Genomic DNA, 16130 nt, shown 5'->3' with positions numbered 1-16130 from the left:
ACCCGGCCGGGCGTGGTTGTTCGCTCGGCGGCCCGCTCCCCGGCACGCGGGAGCAACGAAACTCGTCCGTCAGCAGGGCGGTCAGGTGCTCGGTATTCGAATCATGTCAGATCAAGCGCGTGGCGGAAACAGGTGACAAAGCCGTTGGCGGACAGCGGATCCGAGGCATGTCAGCCGCCTTCCGCGGTGGGCTCGGCCGGGTCGTCGACGATCCAGCAGCCGTCGAGTTCCGGATATCGGGCCCGGACCTCGGGTAGTAGATCGGGCAACGTCAGCAACACGAGATCCGGCCGGGCGGCGACGAGTTCGTCGGGCGAGATGATCGGCACGTCGGTGCCCGGCATCCGCCTGCCCTGTTTGGCCGCGGCGGCGTCGGCGACGCCGGCGATCAACCCGCGATGCACGCCGGCCAGGCTGAACACGGCGACCGCCCGGGACGCCGCGCCGTAGGCGTAGACCCGATCACCCTGTGCGGCATGGCGTTCGAGCCAGCGGCGCAGCGCGCCGGCGTGCGTGTCGGCGGCGTCTTGCAGCCCGCGGATCGCCGTGGGCGCGGTGAATTCTCGTTCGTGCGTGAGTATTTCCCGTACGACGCGGTCCGGCTGATGGTTGCCGTGCCGGGCGGCGACCAGCACCGTCCCGCCGTAGAGGTCGAACCGCCACGCCGTGACCGGACTCATCCCCACGGCGCGCAGCAGCCGTCGCAACGCGGCCAGCGAATAGTAGGCGAAGTGGCCGTGCCGCAACGCGTTCCACTGGGAGCCGGCCACGATGGTGGCCAGCGCGTGGAATTGGACGAGCAGTACACCGTCCGGCGCGGTCGCCGCGGCACGCGCGGCGAAGGCCGCACGCTGGTCCGGCTCGTGCATGACGCCGAAACAGTCGAGCACCACATCGGCGGCCGTCTCGGTGGGGGAGAAGCCACGTTCGGTGAGCAACGGCAGCCAGGTGCCGCCGTGCGGACTGCCGAACTCGCGTACCGTCTTTCCGCGCAGCAGCCCGGCCGCCGCGACCTTGCCGACGGCATCGGCCGCCTGTGCGCGCAAGGCCGCCGGCTCCATACCGCGCGGCTCCTCGGTCCGGGTGTCGTCCTCGGCGAGCTGTGCCAGGCCACAGTGGGCGCACAGCTGCATCCGCAGCGGATGCGCCGACTCGGCCAGGCCGACCGGTGCGTGCGCGGGCGGGAAGAAGTCGGCCGCGGGCACCGTACCGAGGTCGAGCACGGTGCTGAGCGCGCTGCCGCGGCAGGCGCGGCACGAATGCTCGCGCGCGGCGCCCACGGGTGCGCAACGCTGTGCCGGGGTGTCCTGGCTAGCTTGCGGGGACATGGGTGGTTCCGGTGGGTATCCGGCGCATCGTCGCGTCGAGCACCCCGGTCCGGTGCAGCCGCTCCAGGTGCGGCAGCCGGGTGAACTTCTGGAAGAAATCGTCGTAGGTGAGCCCGCGGGCGGTGTACTCCTGGAACAGCTCGTCCGCGCCCGCCTGCACGGTCCAGAGCGCGCGGAAACCGAGCGCGGAGCGCGCCGCCGAGAAGTCCACGCGGTAGGAGCGTGGGTCGGCGCCGCTCTCGCCGGTGATGTTCAACCGCGAGCCGGGCACCGCCTCGACGACTGCCTTGGCGATATCGGCGACGGTGAGGTTGTTCGCCTCGGTGCCGATATTGAAAGCGCGGCAGTGGATCGCGTCCCGCGGTGCGGTGAGGCAGTTGGCGAAGGCCCACGCGATATCGCGGGCATGCACCAGCGGCCGCCACGGCGTCCCGTCGGAGAGCACCTTCACCTCACCGGTGAGGGTGGCGTAGCCGACGAGGTTGTTCAGCACGATGTCGGCGCGTAACCGCGGGGAGAAGCCGAATGCCGTGGCATTGCGCAGGAATACCGGCGCGAAGCCGGAATCGGCCAGTGCCGCCACATCGTCCTCGACCCGTACCTTGCTCTGGGCGTACGGCGTGATCGGGCGCAGTGGCGCGTCCTCGGTGACCAGATCCGCGCCCGCCGCACCGTATACCGAGCAGGTGGAGGCGTAGAGAAACCGGTGTACCCCTGCCTCTTTGGCGAGCCGGGCCAGCCGGACCGAGGCGTGATGGTTGACGGCGTAGGTGATCTCGGGCGCGAGCGCGCCGAGCGGATCGTTGGACAGCGCGGCGAGATGGATCACCGCGTCGAACCCGCGCAGCTGCTCGACGGTCACGTCACGCAGGTCCACCGCGAGGCCGGGCGGATCGCCGGGCAGCTCGCCGAGTACGCAGTCGGCGAAGAAGCCCGCGTCGAGCCCGATCACCTCGTGCCCGTTGGCGCGCAGCACCGGCACCATGACCGTGCCGAGATATCCCTGGTGTCCGGTGAGCAACACCCGCATGGCTACGAACCTCCGAAATCTATGACGGCCTTGTCGAGCAGGAACGCTTCGGCATGTCCGGCCCGGCACTGCACGCCGCGCAGCCGGGTGAGGCCGGTGAACGCCTGTTGGTCGAACCAGTCCCGATGTGCTTGGGACGGATAGTGTTTCAGCAGCAGCATCGCCTTCTCCTCGGCCAGCTCGGCGCTGAGCCGATGGAAGACGACGGGGGCGGGAGTGTCGCTCTCCCACTTGAGGATCTCGTAGCCGAGCACCAACTGGTCGCGGAACTCGGTCGGCACCAGTTCGGCCAGTAGCCGATGATCCTGGTGCGCGTCGCCGCGGTGCGGCGCGAAGACCAGATCAGGGGTGCACTCGGCCCGAAAACTGTTGAGTTCGGTCTTTATTCGGTCCCAGTGCGCGGGCGCGCGACCGTCCGGCACGTCCAGCACGGTGAGTCGCAGCTGCGCGCCCGGACAGAACGCCGCCAACGCGCGCCGCTCCTCCGCGGCCCGTTCGGTGCCGCCGCCGGAGAGCACCAGGGCACGCACCCGCAACCCGGGATGGGCACGCGCCAGCGTCAGCAGCGTCGCGCCCAGCCCGATGGCGATGTCGTCGCAGTGCGCGCCGAGTACGGCGATCTCCCGCACCACACCGACACTGAGTCGGATCACACTCGCTCCCACACCATCCACGGCCGGGACCCGGACCGATAGCCCTGATCGAGCTCAGCGCGCTCCTTGAAGGTGTCGGCGGGCTTCCAGAAGCCGAGATGCTGATAGCCGAACAGCCGGCCCTGTCCGGCCAGCGTCGCGCAGGCGTCGGCGACCAGATCGCCGCCGGGCGGCAGCAGATCGAAGATCTCCTGGCTGAGCACGAAGTAGCCGCCGTTCTCCCACAACGGCATTCGCGACACCGGCATGATCTCTTTGACCTCTCCGGTGGGCTTCATGTCGACGCAGTGGAACGAGGACTGCGGCGGCACCACCATCATCGACGCGGCCGCGCCGGAGGCGGTGAACTTCGCGACCATCTCGTCCAGGGGTGCGTCGGTGAGGACGTCGGCGTAGTTGGCCAGGAAGCGCTCGTCGTCGCCGAGATACTCGCGCACCCGGCGCAACCGCTCGCCGATCGCCGACTCCAGCCCGGTGTCGACGAAGGTGATCTGCCAGTCGCTGATATCGGAGCTCAGCATTTCGACCCGGCCGTCCCGGATGACGAAATCGTTGGACACCGATTCCTGGTAGGTGAGGAAGAAATTCTTGATGTGCTGGGCGCCGTAGCCGAGGCACAGGATGAACTCGGTGTGACCGTAATGCGCGTAATAGCGCATCACGTGCCAGAGCAACGGTCGCGGACCGACCAGTTGCATCGGTTTGGGAATCATGTCGTCGGTGCCGTCGCGCATCCGCATGCCGTAGCCACCGCAGAACAGCACAACCTTCATCGTGCTCCCCTCCCTGTCATTTCGGAATCCACTGTGTTGTGCACGTCGTTGTGACCGGTGAGGTCGGCGCGGTGCAGCGCGGGTAGCGGGTACACCAATTCACCGCCCCACGAAGCGATATGGCGCAGCTGCTCGGTGATCTCGGCCTCGAGGTTCCACGGCAGTACGAGCACGACATCGGGGTGATCCAGCTCGATCCGCTCCGGCGGGTGGATCGGGATCCGGGTCCCCGGCGTGAATCGCCCGTGTTTGTACGGGTTTCGGTCCACGGTGTACTCGAGCAGGTCGGGGCGGATACCGCAGTAGTTGAGCAGGGTGTTGCCCTTGCCCGGCGCACCGTAGCCGACCACGCGCTTGCCCGCGGCACGCTGGTCGAGCAGAAACCGCAGCAGGTCGTGCCGGACCGCCTCGGTGCGCGGCCGGAGTTGGCGGTAGCCCTCGACCCGATCCAGGTCCGCATGCCGTTCCAGGCGCAGGACCTCGCCCACGCGGCGGCTGGGCGCGGCGGCCACGGTGACCGGCCGGGCCCACACCCGTAGCGAACCACCGTGGGAGGCCAGCAGTTCCACGTCGACCACGGCCAGACCCGCGGTCGCGAGCGCGCGCTGCGCCGAATGCAGCGTGTAGTACTGGAAATGCTCGTGGTAGATGGTGTCGAATTGGCCGAGCCGCAACAGGTTCAGCGCGTGGTGCACCTCGATGGACAGCCATCCGTCGTCGGCCAGCAAGGTCCGCAGCGCGCTGGTGAAGCCGCGCAGATCGGGCACATGGGCGTAGACGTTGTTGGCGACCACCAGATCGGCGGGCCGATGTTCGGCGCGCACCCGGGCCGCGGATGCTTCGTCCAGGAACGCGGTTTCGGTGGGCACGCCGGCCGCGCGCGCGGCGTCGCCGACGTTCACCGACGGTTCGATGCCCAGGCAGGGCACGCCGGCCGCGACCAGATGCCGCAGCAGGTAGCCGTCGTTGCTGGCGACCTCGACCACGAACGAATCGGCGCCCAGTTCGAGCCGGTCGATCGCCTCGCCGACGAAGGTCCGGGCGTGGCGCACCCAGCTGTCGGAGAACGAGGAGAAGTAGGCGTACTCGGTGAAGGTGTCCTCGGGCGTGATCAACGCGGGAATCTGCAATAACATGCAGTCCGCACACAACCGGAGGTGTAGCGGGTAGGTTGATTCCGGAAGATCGAGTTCGGCTGCGGCGAGGAACTTTTCACACGGTGGTGTCGCTCCGAGATCGAGCACGCTCGTCAATCGCTCGGAGTCACACAGACGACATAGCACGAAGCCCACCTTTGCCAAGAGTCGAATAACCGGCACATTGTCGGCGCACCCCTGACGTCGACCCGATCCAGTGAGACGTTACAACGAAAGTCCCGCGTGGCGTTGGTGAAATCGACTGGGCGCGAGGTAATTTCCGGTACTTTTCAACCGGTTTTCGGTGGCAGCTTCCGGGTGGCAATCCGGGGGTTTGGTGGATTCACCGGGATGGGACGAATTCGCCTGTGGGTAGCGAGGGTTCGTGACCTGCGCCCATGGTTACCGGCGGACGTAAACAAACCTGGGCGAAATACCGACCGCCCCTTTGTTGGCTACTCCGTGGAACACTTTGCCGCCCTGTTGATTCGACATGTGAAACGGATTGTGTTCTGTAACAATCTGCATCTGACGGCCGAATGAGGGGACACCCGTGGCGGTCGGGATCGTGCAGCGGGGACCGGTCAGCGCGGATCGGGGGGCTTCTTCTTTCTCCCACGGGGAGGTGCGTGTTCATGAGCTTCGAGCTCGCCGACGACGACGATCTGGAGATCCGTCGATCGCCGCACGGTGGGCCGCGTTCTGATCGGGAACGCTGGCAGACTGAGTATGTAAGGCGCTTGAGCGCAACGGATTTCGGGGTGATCGTGGCGGCGATGGCGTTGGCGCAGATCATCCGTTTCGGGGGGCCCGCGGCACCGCCGCTGGCCTGGCATCTGCCGTACGAGATCGGCTACACCGTGGTCTCCGGCGCGCTCGCGCTCACCTGGGCCGGCTTCCTGACCGTCGGGAACACCCGGTCGCCGCAGGTGGTCGGCAGCGGCAGCGAGGAATACCGCCGATTGGTCGCCGCCACGCTGCGGTTGTTCGGGGTGCTGGCGATCTTGTCGCTGGTGTTCCAGATCGAGTTCGCCCGAGGGTATTTGGCGATAGCACTACCGCTCGGTTTGTTCGGGCTCATGCTCAGCCGGTTGCTGTGGCGGATCCACGCGCGCCAGTTGCGCGGGCGCGGGGAATACCGCACCTCGGTGCTCGTGGTCGGATGTGCGGAGGCGGCCCAGGCGATGGCCAATGCCTTCGCCGCCGACCCGGCATCGGGGTACCGGGTGGTCGGCGTGTGTATTCCGGACGGACTCAACGGCATCACCGAGTATTTGCGCGGTCCGTCGGACCATCTGTTCTCGGTCGTCGGCGACGACCGCACGGTGCTCGACGCGGTCCGCCGCAGCGGGGCCGACACCGTCGCGGTCACCGCGACCGATCATCTGGGTCCCATCGAATTACGCCGGATGGCATGGGAACTCGACCCATTGGGGGTGGAGCTGATCGTCGCGCCCGGGGTGGTCGATATCGCCGGCACCCGGCTGACCAACCGGTTCGTGGCGGGCGTGCCGATGCTGCACATCGCGAAACCGCAATACGATCGCGCGAAATCGACCGGCAAGGCGGTGTTCGATGTGCTGTTCGCGGCCGCGGTGTTGCTCGCGATCGCGCCGACGATGCTGGGGATAGCGCTCGCGGTGAAGCTGACCAGCCCGGGCCCGGTGTTCTACCTCTCGGAGCGGATCGGGCGGGGCGGCAAGCCTTTCCAGATGATCAAGTTCCGCAGCATGTATGTCGAAGCCGATACCGCCGTGGACGCGCTCATCGCACGCAACGGCGGCAACCCTGTGTTCTTCAAGATGAAGGACGATCCGCGGATCACCCCCATCGGCAAAGTGCTGCGCAAGTTCAGCCTGGACGAGCTACCGCAGTTCTTCAACGTGCTGCGCGGCGAGATGAGCGTGGTCGGGCCGCGTCCGCAGGTGCAGCGCGAGGTGGACAGTTACGACGGCGAGATGCGGCGCAGGCTGCTCGTCAAACCCGGCGTGACCGGGCTCTGGCAGGTCAGCGGACGATCCGATCTCTCGCTCGAAGACTCTGTGCGACTGGATCTTTCCTACGTGGAGAACTGGTCGATGGTGCTCGACCTGCTGCTCATCGCGCGCACGATCGGTGCGGTCACCCGCGGCGCGGGCGCGTACTGAGCGGCTACTGTGCGGCGGGGAACTCCGCGGCGAGCTCCTGGAAGAGCGCGGCGTTCATGGCGAACGCCCGCTGCCCCTCGTCGAGCACCCGTCGGCGTTCCAGGTCGTCGAGCGGCAACTGATCGAGCAGACCGCGATATTCGCGTTTGAACGCCGCCGGGTTGCCGACGCCGTCGAACACGTAGAAGCGGACGCCGTCGCCGCGATGGGGCAGGTTCCACAGCTTCTCGGCGGTGCCGCGGATGACCTGTCCGCCGGAGAGGTCGCCGAGGTAGCGCGTGTAGTGATGCGCGATATAGCCCGCGGGCCAGTCCCGGGCACAGTCATCGATCCGTGCGGCGTAGGCGGCGGTCGCGGGGAGCGGTGTCAGTGCGTCGCGCCAGTGCGGGCCGATGAGGTGTGCCAGATCGCGTTCGAGTTCGGCGGTGCGGGCGAGCTCGGGGCGGATGAACGGGCCGGCGATCGGATCGTCGGCGAGCGCGTCCCACCGCGCCTCGAGCGCGCGGTAGACGAACCAGAGTTGGCCGGTGTAGCGGTGATACGAGTCGACGCCGAGCACGCCGCCGAGCATGTCGCTGAGGAATCGGGAGTTCTCCGCGTCGGCGTGCTGGCGCGCCGTGGCGCTACGGATCTGCGTCGAGAACGGTGTCGCTTCCGACATGACCGGACCACCTCACTTCGGCACCGGGGTGGCCAGGTATGGCTACCCTAACTTGGTACGACCTTACCGGTATTTTTGCCGAAGTGCAGGTGCTTGCCTCACTGAGTGGGTGCGGGCCTGCGCCACCGTCCGCCGGGTCGGATGCGTCGCACGGTCGGGCGGCGCAGCGCGCCGAAGCGTCGCAGGATGCGCGGCCGCCGCACGGTGCGGTCGAACCATTCGCCGAGCGTGACGCCCGCGGCCAGGGCGCAGCCGACGCCGAAGGCCGCGAGCAACTGGTTGGCGCCGGTCGCGAGTTGATCGTTGAGCACGGCATTGAGCCCGCGATACAGCTTGAGCCCGGGCAGCAGCGGCGTGATCCCCGCGACGGCGACGACCAGCGGGGGAGTGAGCGCCCGGCGGGCCATCAGACCACCGGCCATGCCGATCACCGTTGCGGCGGCACCGGAGGCGAGCACCGGGCCGAACCCGGCCTGCTGCACGAGCAGGAAGCAGATCGTGCCCGCCGCACCACTGCCCGCCGCGGCGGCGAGCGCACGCTTCTCGGCATAGCAGGCGAGCGCGAACGCGAGGGCCGCGACGGCACCGGCGATGATCTTGATCGGCAGATCGGTGAGATCGGGCCCCGGTGTCAGCTGGATCTGCGGCACCGTCGCGCCGATGGTGTCGCCGATCCGCAACGCCAGCGCGATGCCGGCGATGATGCCACCGGTCATCATCAGCACCTCGAGCATGCGCGCCGTCGAGGTGATCGGCGCGCCCGTTATCCCGTCCTGCACCGCACCGACCAGTTGTAATCCACTGAGCAGCACCGTGATTCCGGCAGCGATGATCAGTGACGGATCGACCTCGATGCCGAGCGGCTCGGCGAGCGTGGCCAGCACGATGGCCGGCGTCGCCGCGATCGCGCCACCCACCATGTGCTGGAAGAAGAACGGCAGACCGTAGCGATTCAGCACCCGGTTCACCCGGTCGATTGCCAGCGTGGTGCCGAAACTGACTGCGGCGACAACGATCCCGCCGCCGAGCAGCGCGGCGATGGCGGCCGCGAGCAGCGACCAGCCGAAGGTGGCCATCCAGCGGTGGTACGGGTGCGGCGCCGAGGTGATCGCGTCCAGCGCGGCGCGCGCCTCCTCGGGGTCGACCACCTCGTTACGGATGCGCCGGGTGAGCCGGTCCACCGCCGCGAGCCGGGTGAAGTCGAGCGAGCGGTAGTGCACGATCCGCATCGTGCTCGCCGGCGGCAGCCGGGGCCCGCGGTCGGCGGAGATCCTGATCGCGTCGTAGGTGACATCGACATGGCAGCGCGCCAGACCATAGGTGGCGGCGATGAATTGGACCTGGGTGGTGGTATCGATGACGCCGGTGCCGGAGGCCATCACCACCTCGCCGACGCGCACGGCGAGGTCGAGCACCTCGGCGACGCGCGCGTCGTCGGTCAGATCGATCGGCTGCAAGGGCGCGGGTGCCGCGACGATGGTGTCGGCGATGGCCTGCCGATCGGCGACCAACCGGCCGACCGCCTGGCTCACCACCGGCACCCGCCGCCCACGCCGGAACAGACGCCGCCGACCGAGGTGATCGACCCGCGTCTCCGTGCTGTCGCCTCCCGGGAGCGTGTCTGATTCCATGCACGCGAACGTAGTCACCTTCCGGCGACCTTCGCATCCGGGCTGGCACATGACCTCGCTCACCGCGTGTCGGCGGCGCGAATCCCGACCTTCGCGCCGCCGACACTCGGCTCAGTGGCCCTCGATCCCGCGCATCCTGCGGGCGCCGACCACGACACCGCAGAGCAGTGCGACGAGCACGCCCGCGAAACCGGCCATCGCGACGCGGGTGTCGACGAATTGCGTGGCGACGCCCATGCCGATCGCGGGAAAGACCAGACCGGCGTTGCCGATCAGGAACAGTCCGGCCACCGCGGCACCCCGGTTCGCCGGGGCGGCCGTGCGCACGGTGCGGGCGACGGCGGACTGGATCAGGACCCCCGCGCCCGCACCGGTCACCACGCCCGCCACCAGGAACAACGGCAGGTTGCCCAGCAGCATGGCCGCCACCAGCAGCGCCAGCCCGGTGAGGGCACCGAGCAGGCCGGACAGCAGACGGGTCGACACCGTCAACGCCATGGCCGCGTGCTGGGCGACGGGCGCGCTGCCGAACACCAGGAACACCACACCGCCCGCCAGCAGGCGCGACGGCTGGCCGAGCGTCCCGGCCAGAAAGGCCGGGGTCAGCGAAGCGAACAGACTGAACGCGGCGAACGCCCCGAAGATGCTGAGCACCGCGACGGTCCAGCCCAGCCGGGACCCGACGACGGACACGCGCTGCGGACGGTACGTCGGCCGCAGCGAGCGCGGCACGGACACGGTCTCGGGGACGAACCGGATCAGCGCCGCGATGAGCAGCACCAGGAGCACCACGAACACCACATACGTGGTGCGCAGCGGCCACGGCGCCCACTGGGCGAGTGCGCCCGCCACCAGCGCGCCGATCCCGAGTCCGCCGATATTGGCTGCGGGGGAGGCGATTTCGAAGCGTTTCGCGCTGTCGCGGGGCCGGGCCAGCACGTGCAATTCGTGCAGGTAGGCGGTCGCGGTCGCGGTGATCGCGCCGACCCCGAGGCCGGTGATCAATCGTCCGGCGATCAGCAGCGGCAGCTGCGGCGGCAGGATGAAAATGAGCGCGGCCAGCACCTCCGCGGACATCGCCAGGGTCAGCACCTGCCGTCTGCCGATCCAGTCCGACACGTGCCCGACGGTGCACAGGCTGACGATCACGCCGGTGCCGTAGACGGCGAAGACGACGGTGATCGTCATCGGCGAGAGCCCGAGCTGTTGCGCGTAGAGCGGATACAGCGGCGTCGGCACCATCGCGAGCGCGACGGCCGCGCAGAACGCCACGGTGACCAACCAGAAGCCGGTGTCGTGCCGCGGCGAGTCGGGCTGTTCGGTGCGGGACTCCCCGCGGGTATCGATGGACGTGGTCGTCATCGCGTGCACTCTCTTCCGTGGTGTCGAGGCCGGGTCCGGCCACCGGAATCCATGGTCGAGTGCATGAACGTTCACGTCCAACGATTGATTCTTCTCTTAGCTATCACCAAATGTGATAGTTGAGGGATGGAGCTCAGGTATCTCGAATACTTCGTCGCGGTCGCCGAGGAGCGCAGTTTCACCAGGGCGGCGGCCCGGCTGCACGTCGTCCAATCCGCGGTGTCCGCGGCCATCAAAACGCTGGAACGAGAACTGCGCACCGAGATCCTGCGACGCACGTCCCGCGAGGTGGCGCTGACCGAAGCCGGCGCGGTACTGCTGCCGCGGGCGCGGGCGATCATCGGCGGCGTTCGGGAGGCGGTGGACGCGGTGGACGGGGTCCGCGGCGTCGTCGGCGGAGAGGTCCGGCTGGGGTTGATGTCCTCGGTGCCGTGGTTCGACCTGCCCGCGGTGCTCGGCCGAATGCATGCGAAACATCCCGAGGTGCGGCTGCGGTTGAGTCATCGCGCCGGCGGCTCGCACGACCTCGCCGCCGCCGTGGTCGCGGGGGAGTTGGATCTCGCGATCCTTTCCGATCCGGGTCCGTTCGGGCGAAAGCTGCGGCTGGTCGAACTGAAGTCCTTCCCGATGCGCCTGCTCGTCCCCGCGGCCCACCCGCTCGCCGGTCGGCGCAGCGTCGCGCTGACCGAACTCGACGGCGAGAACTTCGTCGACCTGCCCCAGGGTTTCGGCAGCCGGGCCGTGGTCGACCGGGCGTTCGCGGCGGCCGACCGCACCCGCAACGTCGCCATCGAACTGGGCGACGGTCGCGTTGTAGTCGACTATGTGCGCCAAGGACTCGGCATCGCCATCGTCCCCGCAGCCTACGAAGGCACCGACCCGCAGATCCGCTCCCTCCCGCTGACCGAGCCCGACCTGACCTGGCGCATGCACCTCGCGACCCCCCGCGACCGTGAACCCCCCACCGCCGCAAACGTTCTGGCAACGATGATGATCGAGGCCCTGGACGCCGATCTCGGTCGCTAGAGGTTGTCGGGCGCAACTGGGGTAAGGCGGTGACGTTCCAGCCGGATGCCGCTCTCGAGGTGGTCACCCCGTTCGCGGTGACGCACTACGGGAAGCGAGCGATGGGGGCGGATCGTCGGGCTGGAGGCGGCCGCCTAGATTCGGCCGGCGCTGGACTCGGCGGCGAGCAGTAGCGTAAGGGCTTGCCGCAGAGCGTGATCCGGGTGTCCGGGAAGTTCCGGCGCGCGCCATGCGACGAATCCGTCCGGCCGGACCAGCGCGGCACCCGTCTCCGAGAGGCCGTAAGCCGCCGGGAACTGGTTGTCGAGATCGTCGAAGTCGGTGCCGATGTGGTGCGCCCGGAGCGCGAGAGCCATAGTCTCGGCGACCGCTTCGGTCGCCGACAGCCATGCTCCGCCTTCCGGAGCGGCCAGCAGGGTGAAATCACCGTCGAACAGATCGAGGGTGGACAGCACCGAGCCTGCTTTTCCCAGCCGGACGTGTGGTGCGCGCAGTCCGGGGCAGCCGGTGGGGTAGCGCGGGTCGGCGACCGGGCCATCCGGACTCGCGGGCTCGGAAAGGATTGCCGCGGAACGGTATCGGTAGCCGAGGATCATGGTCAGGTCGTCGATGGTGGCCGCGTCGTCGCCGGTCCCTTCGTGCCTGCCGTGCAGCCGCTGCATCGCCTGGTCGAGCGTGACGAGCGCGACCGGGCGTCGTTCCGCCGCGTAGGTATCCAGAAGTGCCGGTCCTGCTTGCCCTTTGAGCACCGCGGCAAGCTTCCACGCCAGATTGTGGGCGTCGGCGATGCCGGTGTTCGCGCCGAACGAGCCGGTGGGCGGCACGACATGGGCGGCGTCGCCGACGAAAAACACGCGACCACAGCGGTATTCGTCGGCGACCCAGCCGCCGATCCGGGTGGTCGTGATCTTCTGTGCCGATCCGGCGACGGGTGCCACCAGGGTCAATTCGAGGTTCGGGTCACCGATGGCGCGCCGCGTCAGCTCGAGGCAGTGTTCCTCGGTGAAATCCGCTGCGCTCATGCCTGATTCGGGCCCGAAGGGGACACCGAGCGACCATCGGCCGAACTCCCGGCTCGGCACCAGTGCGGTGCCCTGCGTCGGCTGATCGAAGTACGCCAGCAGGAATCGGCGCTCGCGCAGGGTCGCGCTCAGGTCGGCGTCGAACAGGATGTTCGCGACGTGGATCAGCTCACCGGGTCCGGTGGTGCCGATGCCGAGCCCGGTCCGGATGCCCGCGCGATTACCGTCGGCGGCTACGACGTATTCGGCATGGATATCGTGCTCGGTATCGTTCGCGAGGTCGCGGACCCGAACGGACACGCCCGCGCCGCTGGGCTCGACGGACCGCACCTCGGTGCCGAATCGGATGGCGGCACCGTGCTTTTCGGCCGCGGCGCGCACCACGCACTCCAGCTCGTCCTGGTCGATCATCGCCCAGTCGGTGGGACTGAGCGTCGCGGGCGGCCGGACCCGGGACAGTACGTCGACACGGAAACGCTCCGTGCCCGCCAGTGTCTGCGCGCCGATCATCTCGGGCAGCTCGGTCAGGATCGAGGCGCGCGCTCGGATCTCCGGCTCGAGGCCCAGCGCACGAAATATCTCCATGGTGCGCGGGTTGAAGGCGCGCGCCTGCGGCTGCAACGCCGTCGACGGGTGGCGCTCGACGAGCAGTGGCCGGATTCCGGACCGGGCCAGGAACAGCGCAGTGGAAAGGCCGGTGATGCCCCCACCGACGATGAGAACGGGGGTCTGCTCGAGATCGGGCTGTGCGTGCACGGCGAGCTTCTTTCTGGGGAGCGGGGGATGACCGACTCATCATCAATCGATTGAGAAACTGTGTCAATCGTTTGATTGATAAACTCGTGCTGATGAGTGACACTGCTATGCATGGGTACGATCGAGCCCGTGCCGTCCGCCAAGCCCCGCAGGTCCCCGCAGCCACAGGAACGCAAGCGCGATCCCGAGCGCACGCGGCAGTTGATCCTGGACGCGGCCGAGGCCGAGTTCGCGGCGCACGGTTTCCAGGGCGCGCGCACGGCCGCGATCGCCACCCGCGCAGGCGTCAATCAGCAGTTGATCTCGTACTATTTCGACGGCAAAGAGGGCCTCTACCAGGCGATGTCGCAGCGCTGGCAGGAGCGCCGCGGCGCATTGGTCCCGCCCGGCACGCCGCTGCCGGAACAGCTGCGCCGCTACACCCTGGAAGCGCGGGACAACCCGGACGGGGTCCGGTTGCTCGCCTGGGGCGGGCTCGAATACACCGGCCCCGACAGCGATGCCGACCACGCGGCGCGGGCGCGAACGCTCGAGCAGAGCGTCGCCGAGATCCGCGAGCTACAGGCCGCGGGCCGCCTGCCCGCCGCGCTGGACCCGGCCTGTCTGCTCGTCATGCTCATGTCGGCGGCGATGGCGCCGACGACGCTGCCGCACGTGCTCGAGGGCGTCTGCGGGACCGATCCGCGCAGCCCCGAATTCATCGCCCACTACGCCGACCAGATCGCCCTGTTCGTCCGGGCGCTGGGGCCGGGCGCCGACTGAGCTCGCACCGCGGAGCAAATAGTGCGCCCAGGCGGGCGAGGCAGGGTGACCAGGGTCACGATTCGATCTTGACCGCCGATCGGTGACCACTCTGAGCTGCGGTTTTGGCCCCTGCGATGGCGTGCCCTGCCGGAAATTCGAGTGATTTGTGTCGGTGCCGACCGGAATACTTGTGCGCGGCCGATCAGTTCGAGCTACCGGTCCCGTCATAACCACTGTGGCACCGGAGCTCGAACAACCTCCGCCACTTGTCTTTGTCACTGTCCATGCTGCACCGGAGGTATCGATGCCCGCCGCCCCATCCGTTTCCGTCTCGAAAGGACGGACGCCGCTGGTCATCCGGGTGTTGGTGCTCGCGACCTTCGTGGTGATCCTCAACGAGACCATCATGATCAACGCGATCCCGCGTCTGATGGCCGATCTGCAGGTCACCGAGCGTGCCGCGCAGTGGGTGTCCACCGCGTTCATGCTCACGATGGCGGCCGTCATCCCGACCACCGGCTGGTTCCTGCAGCGGGTCACCACCCGGCAGGCCTATGCCGTCGCGATGAGCGTGTTCCTCGCGGGCACGGCGCTCTCGGCCGTGGCGCCCTCGTTCGCCGTGCTGCTGATCGGCCGGATCATCCAGGCCGGCGGCACCGCGGTGATGATGCCGCTGCTGATGACCACGCTGATGACCGTCGTGCCCGAGCAGGACCGCGGCCGGGTGATGGGCAACGTCACCCTCGCCATCTCGGTGGCGCCCGCGATGGGTCCGGTGATCTCCGGACTCGTGCTCCAGGTCGGTTCGTGGCGTTGGCTTTTCGTGCTGGTGCTGCCGATCACCGGTGTCGTCACCTGGCTCGGTCTGCGCCAGCTGGAGAACGTCGGGGAACCGGAGGCCGGCGCCATCGACTGGGCCAGCGTCGTGTTCGCCGCCCTCGGTTTCGGCGGCCTGGTGTACGGGCTCAGCAAGTTCGAAGCCGACAACCTCGCCGAGCCCGCACTGATCGTGGCCGTCGGCGCGGCGCTCATCGCCACCTTCGTCTTCCGACAGCTGCGGCTGCAGCGCAACGGCACCCCGCTGCTCGACCTGCGGGTGCTGCTGGCCGGCACCTACACCAAGGCGCTGGTGCTGATGTCGGTCGCGTTCATGGCGATGCTCGGCTCGATGATCCTGCTGCCGCTGTACCTGCAGAACCTGCGTGGTCTGAGCCCGCTGGCGACCGGCCTGCTGGTGATGCCGGGCGGTCTGGCGATGGGTCTGCTCGGGCCGACGGTCGGCCGGCTGTTCGACCGGTTCGGCGGACGCTGGCTGGTGATCCCGGGTTCGATCGCGATCACCGTCGCGCTGGCCGGTTTCACCCAGATCTCGATGTCGATGCCGTACTGGCAGCTGATCGCCCTGCACGTGCTGTTGATGGTGGCGCTGGCCGCGACCTTCACGCCGGTCTTCACCCTCGGCCTCGGCGCGCTGCCGCACAACCTGTACTCGCACGGCAGCTCGATGCTGGGCACCCTGCAGCAGGTGGCCGCGGCCTTCGGCACCGCACTCGTGGTGACGATCATGTCGGCGCGCAGTAGCCAGCTGGTCGAGGACGGTGTCGAAATCGCCACAGCGCACCTCGACGGGATGCGGCTGGCGTTCCTCGTCTCCGCTGCGGTGTCGGTGGTCGTGATCGTCATGGCGGTGCTGCTGCCGAGTCGCGCCGCCGACCATGTGGTGGAGTCGCCGGTCGACGAGACCGATCCCTCGGCCCCCGAATTGATCAAGGGCTGAGCAGGATTCGATAGCTCGAGGTGAAGCCCCCGGCCGAGGCCGGGGGCTTCGTCGTTGCTGGGCACGGTATGTACCGGTCACCGG

General features: G+C 68.4%; 14 protein-coding genes. 5 read left to right on the top strand and 9 right to left on the bottom strand.

The window, feature by feature from the left end; all coding sequences use genetic code 11:
* Positions 1–170: 170 nt before the first annotated feature.
* From NVU01S_RS34440 to NVU01S_RS34420, 5 genes are read right to left on the bottom strand one after another with little or no spacing between them, the layout of a single operon-like run.
* Positions 171–1328, bottom strand: coding sequence for a methyltransferase C-terminal domain-containing protein (locus NVU01S_RS34440; protein WP_244467352.1), 1158 nt, complete (start codon positions 1326–1328; stop codon positions 171–173).
* Positions 1312–2358 carry an NAD-dependent epimerase/dehydratase family protein gene (locus tag NVU01S_RS34435; protein ID WP_043674766.1) on the bottom strand — a complete coding sequence of 349 codons (1047 nt, stop codon included), beginning with the start codon at positions 2356–2358 and terminating at the stop codon, positions 1312–1314. Before NVU01S_RS34435 ends, NVU01S_RS34440 begins: the two co-directional genes overlap by 17 nt.
* Positions 2359–2360: 2 nt before the next feature.
* On the bottom strand, positions 2361–3011 hold the full coding sequence (locus tag NVU01S_RS34430; protein WP_043674896.1) for a PIG-L deacetylase family protein: 651 nt from the start codon (positions 3009–3011) through the stop codon (positions 2361–2363).
* The gene (locus tag NVU01S_RS34425; protein ID WP_014984371.1) at positions 3008–3784 is read right to left on the bottom strand and encodes a sugar phosphate nucleotidyltransferase; all 777 of its coding nucleotides are present in this window, start codon (positions 3782–3784) and stop codon (positions 3008–3010) included. The genes NVU01S_RS34430 and NVU01S_RS34425 overlap by 4 nt, the downstream gene beginning before the upstream one ends.
* Positions 3781–5067, bottom strand: coding sequence for a class I SAM-dependent methyltransferase (locus tag NVU01S_RS34420; RefSeq protein ID WP_052280874.1), 1287 nt, complete (start codon positions 5065–5067; stop codon positions 3781–3783). The genes NVU01S_RS34425 and NVU01S_RS34420 overlap by 4 nt, the downstream gene beginning before the upstream one ends.
* Positions 5068–5163: 96 nt before the next feature.
* Here NVU01S_RS34420 and NVU01S_RS43720 point away from each other — a divergent pair, with 96 nt between their 5' ends.
* A complete protein-coding gene (locus tag NVU01S_RS43720) occupies positions 5164–5463 on the top strand; it encodes a hypothetical protein (protein WP_156161706.1) in 300 nt (99 codons plus the stop codon).
* Positions 5464–5555: 92 nt separating this feature from the next.
* The gene (locus tag NVU01S_RS34415) at positions 5556–7067 is read left to right on the top strand and encodes a sugar transferase (RefSeq protein WP_043674890.1); all 1512 of its coding nucleotides are present in this window, start codon (positions 5556–5558) and stop codon (positions 7065–7067) included.
* A 4-nt stretch (positions 7068–7071) separates the two neighbouring features.
* Here the strand turns inward: NVU01S_RS34415 and NVU01S_RS34410 are convergent, their stop codons facing one another.
* From NVU01S_RS34410 to NVU01S_RS34400, 3 genes are all read right to left on the bottom strand, one after another.
* Positions 7072–7728 (bottom strand): biliverdin-producing heme oxygenase, encoded by a 657-nt coding sequence (locus NVU01S_RS34410; RefSeq protein WP_043674763.1) that lies wholly within the window; start codon positions 7726–7728, stop codon positions 7072–7074.
* Between the two features lie 98 nt (positions 7729–7826).
* Complete coding sequence (locus NVU01S_RS34405; RefSeq protein WP_209444828.1) at positions 7827–9359, bottom strand: threonine/serine exporter family protein; 1533 nt, start codon at positions 9357–9359, stop codon at positions 7827–7829.
* A 111-nt stretch (positions 9360–9470) separates the two neighbouring features.
* Entirely contained in the window at positions 9471–10721 is a 1251-nt protein-coding gene (locus NVU01S_RS34400; RefSeq protein WP_043674760.1) for an MFS transporter, read from the bottom strand.
* A gap of 126 nt (positions 10722–10847) precedes the next feature.
* On the opposite strand from NVU01S_RS34400, the gene NVU01S_RS34395 reads away from it, so the two are divergent.
* Complete coding sequence (locus NVU01S_RS34395) at positions 10848–11747, top strand: LysR family transcriptional regulator (RefSeq protein WP_043674757.1); 900 nt, start codon at positions 10848–10850, stop codon at positions 11745–11747.
* A gap of 134 nt (positions 11748–11881) precedes the next feature.
* On the opposite strand, the gene NVU01S_RS34390 is transcribed toward NVU01S_RS34395, so the two are convergent.
* Positions 11882–13525 (bottom strand): FAD-dependent oxidoreductase, encoded by a 1644-nt coding sequence (locus NVU01S_RS34390; protein ID WP_043674754.1) that lies wholly within the window; start codon positions 13523–13525, stop codon positions 11882–11884.
* Positions 13526–13636: 111 nt separating this feature from the next.
* Between NVU01S_RS34390 and NVU01S_RS34385 the strand changes: the two genes are divergently transcribed.
* Together NVU01S_RS34385 and NVU01S_RS34380 are read left to right on the top strand one after the other, a co-directional pair.
* Complete coding sequence (locus tag NVU01S_RS34385) at positions 13637–14287, top strand: TetR/AcrR family transcriptional regulator (protein WP_043674751.1); 651 nt, start codon at positions 13637–13639, stop codon at positions 14285–14287.
* A 286-nt stretch (positions 14288–14573) separates the two neighbouring features.
* Entirely contained in the window at positions 14574–16046 is a 1473-nt protein-coding gene (locus tag NVU01S_RS34380; protein WP_043674749.1) for an MDR family MFS transporter, read from the top strand.
* Positions 16047–16130: the final 84 nt, after the last annotated feature.

The sequence above is a fragment of the Nocardia vulneris genome (assembly GCF_001613425.1).
GTDB lineage: Bacteria > Actinomycetota > Actinomycetes > Mycobacteriales > Mycobacteriaceae > Nocardia > Nocardia vulneris.
The sequence above is the reverse complement of the archived record's forward strand: the minus strand, read 5'-3'. Positions and strand labels throughout refer to the sequence as shown.

What these genes read in the sequence shown, in the direction of transcription:
- NVU01S_RS34440 (WP_244467352.1), bottom strand. Translation starts at nt 1,328, where the DNA reads ATGTCCCCGCAAGCTAGCCAGGACACCCCGGCACAGCGTTGCGCACCC.
- NVU01S_RS34435 (WP_043674766.1), bottom strand. Translation starts at nt 2,358, where the DNA reads ATGCGGGTGTTGCTCACCGGACACCAGGGATATCTCGGCACGGTCATG.
- NVU01S_RS34425 (WP_014984371.1), bottom strand. Translation starts at nt 3,784, where the DNA reads ATGAAGGTTGTGCTGTTCTGCGGTGGCTACGGCATGCGGATGCGCGAC.
- NVU01S_RS34415 (WP_043674890.1), top strand. Translation starts at nt 5,556, where the DNA reads ATGAGCTTCGAGCTCGCCGACGACGACGATCTGGAGATCCGTCGATCG.
- NVU01S_RS34410 (WP_043674763.1), bottom strand. Translation starts at nt 7,728, where the DNA reads ATGTCGGAAGCGACACCGTTCTCGACGCAGATCCGTAGCGCCACGGCG.
- NVU01S_RS34405 (WP_209444828.1), bottom strand. Translation starts at nt 9,359, where the DNA reads ATGGAATCAGACACGCTCCCGGGAGGCGACAGCACGGAGACGCGGGTC.
- NVU01S_RS34400 (WP_043674760.1), bottom strand. Translation starts at nt 10,721, where the DNA reads ATGACGACCACGTCCATCGATACCCGCGGGGAGTCCCGCACCGAACAG.
- NVU01S_RS34395 (WP_043674757.1), top strand. Translation starts at nt 10,848, where the DNA reads ATGGAGCTCAGGTATCTCGAATACTTCGTCGCGGTCGCCGAGGAGCGC.
- NVU01S_RS34385 (WP_043674751.1), top strand. Translation starts at nt 13,637, where the DNA reads ATGGGTACGATCGAGCCCGTGCCGTCCGCCAAGCCCCGCAGGTCCCCG.
- NVU01S_RS34380 (WP_043674749.1), top strand. Translation starts at nt 14,574, where the DNA reads ATGCCCGCCGCCCCATCCGTTTCCGTCTCGAAAGGACGGACGCCGCTG.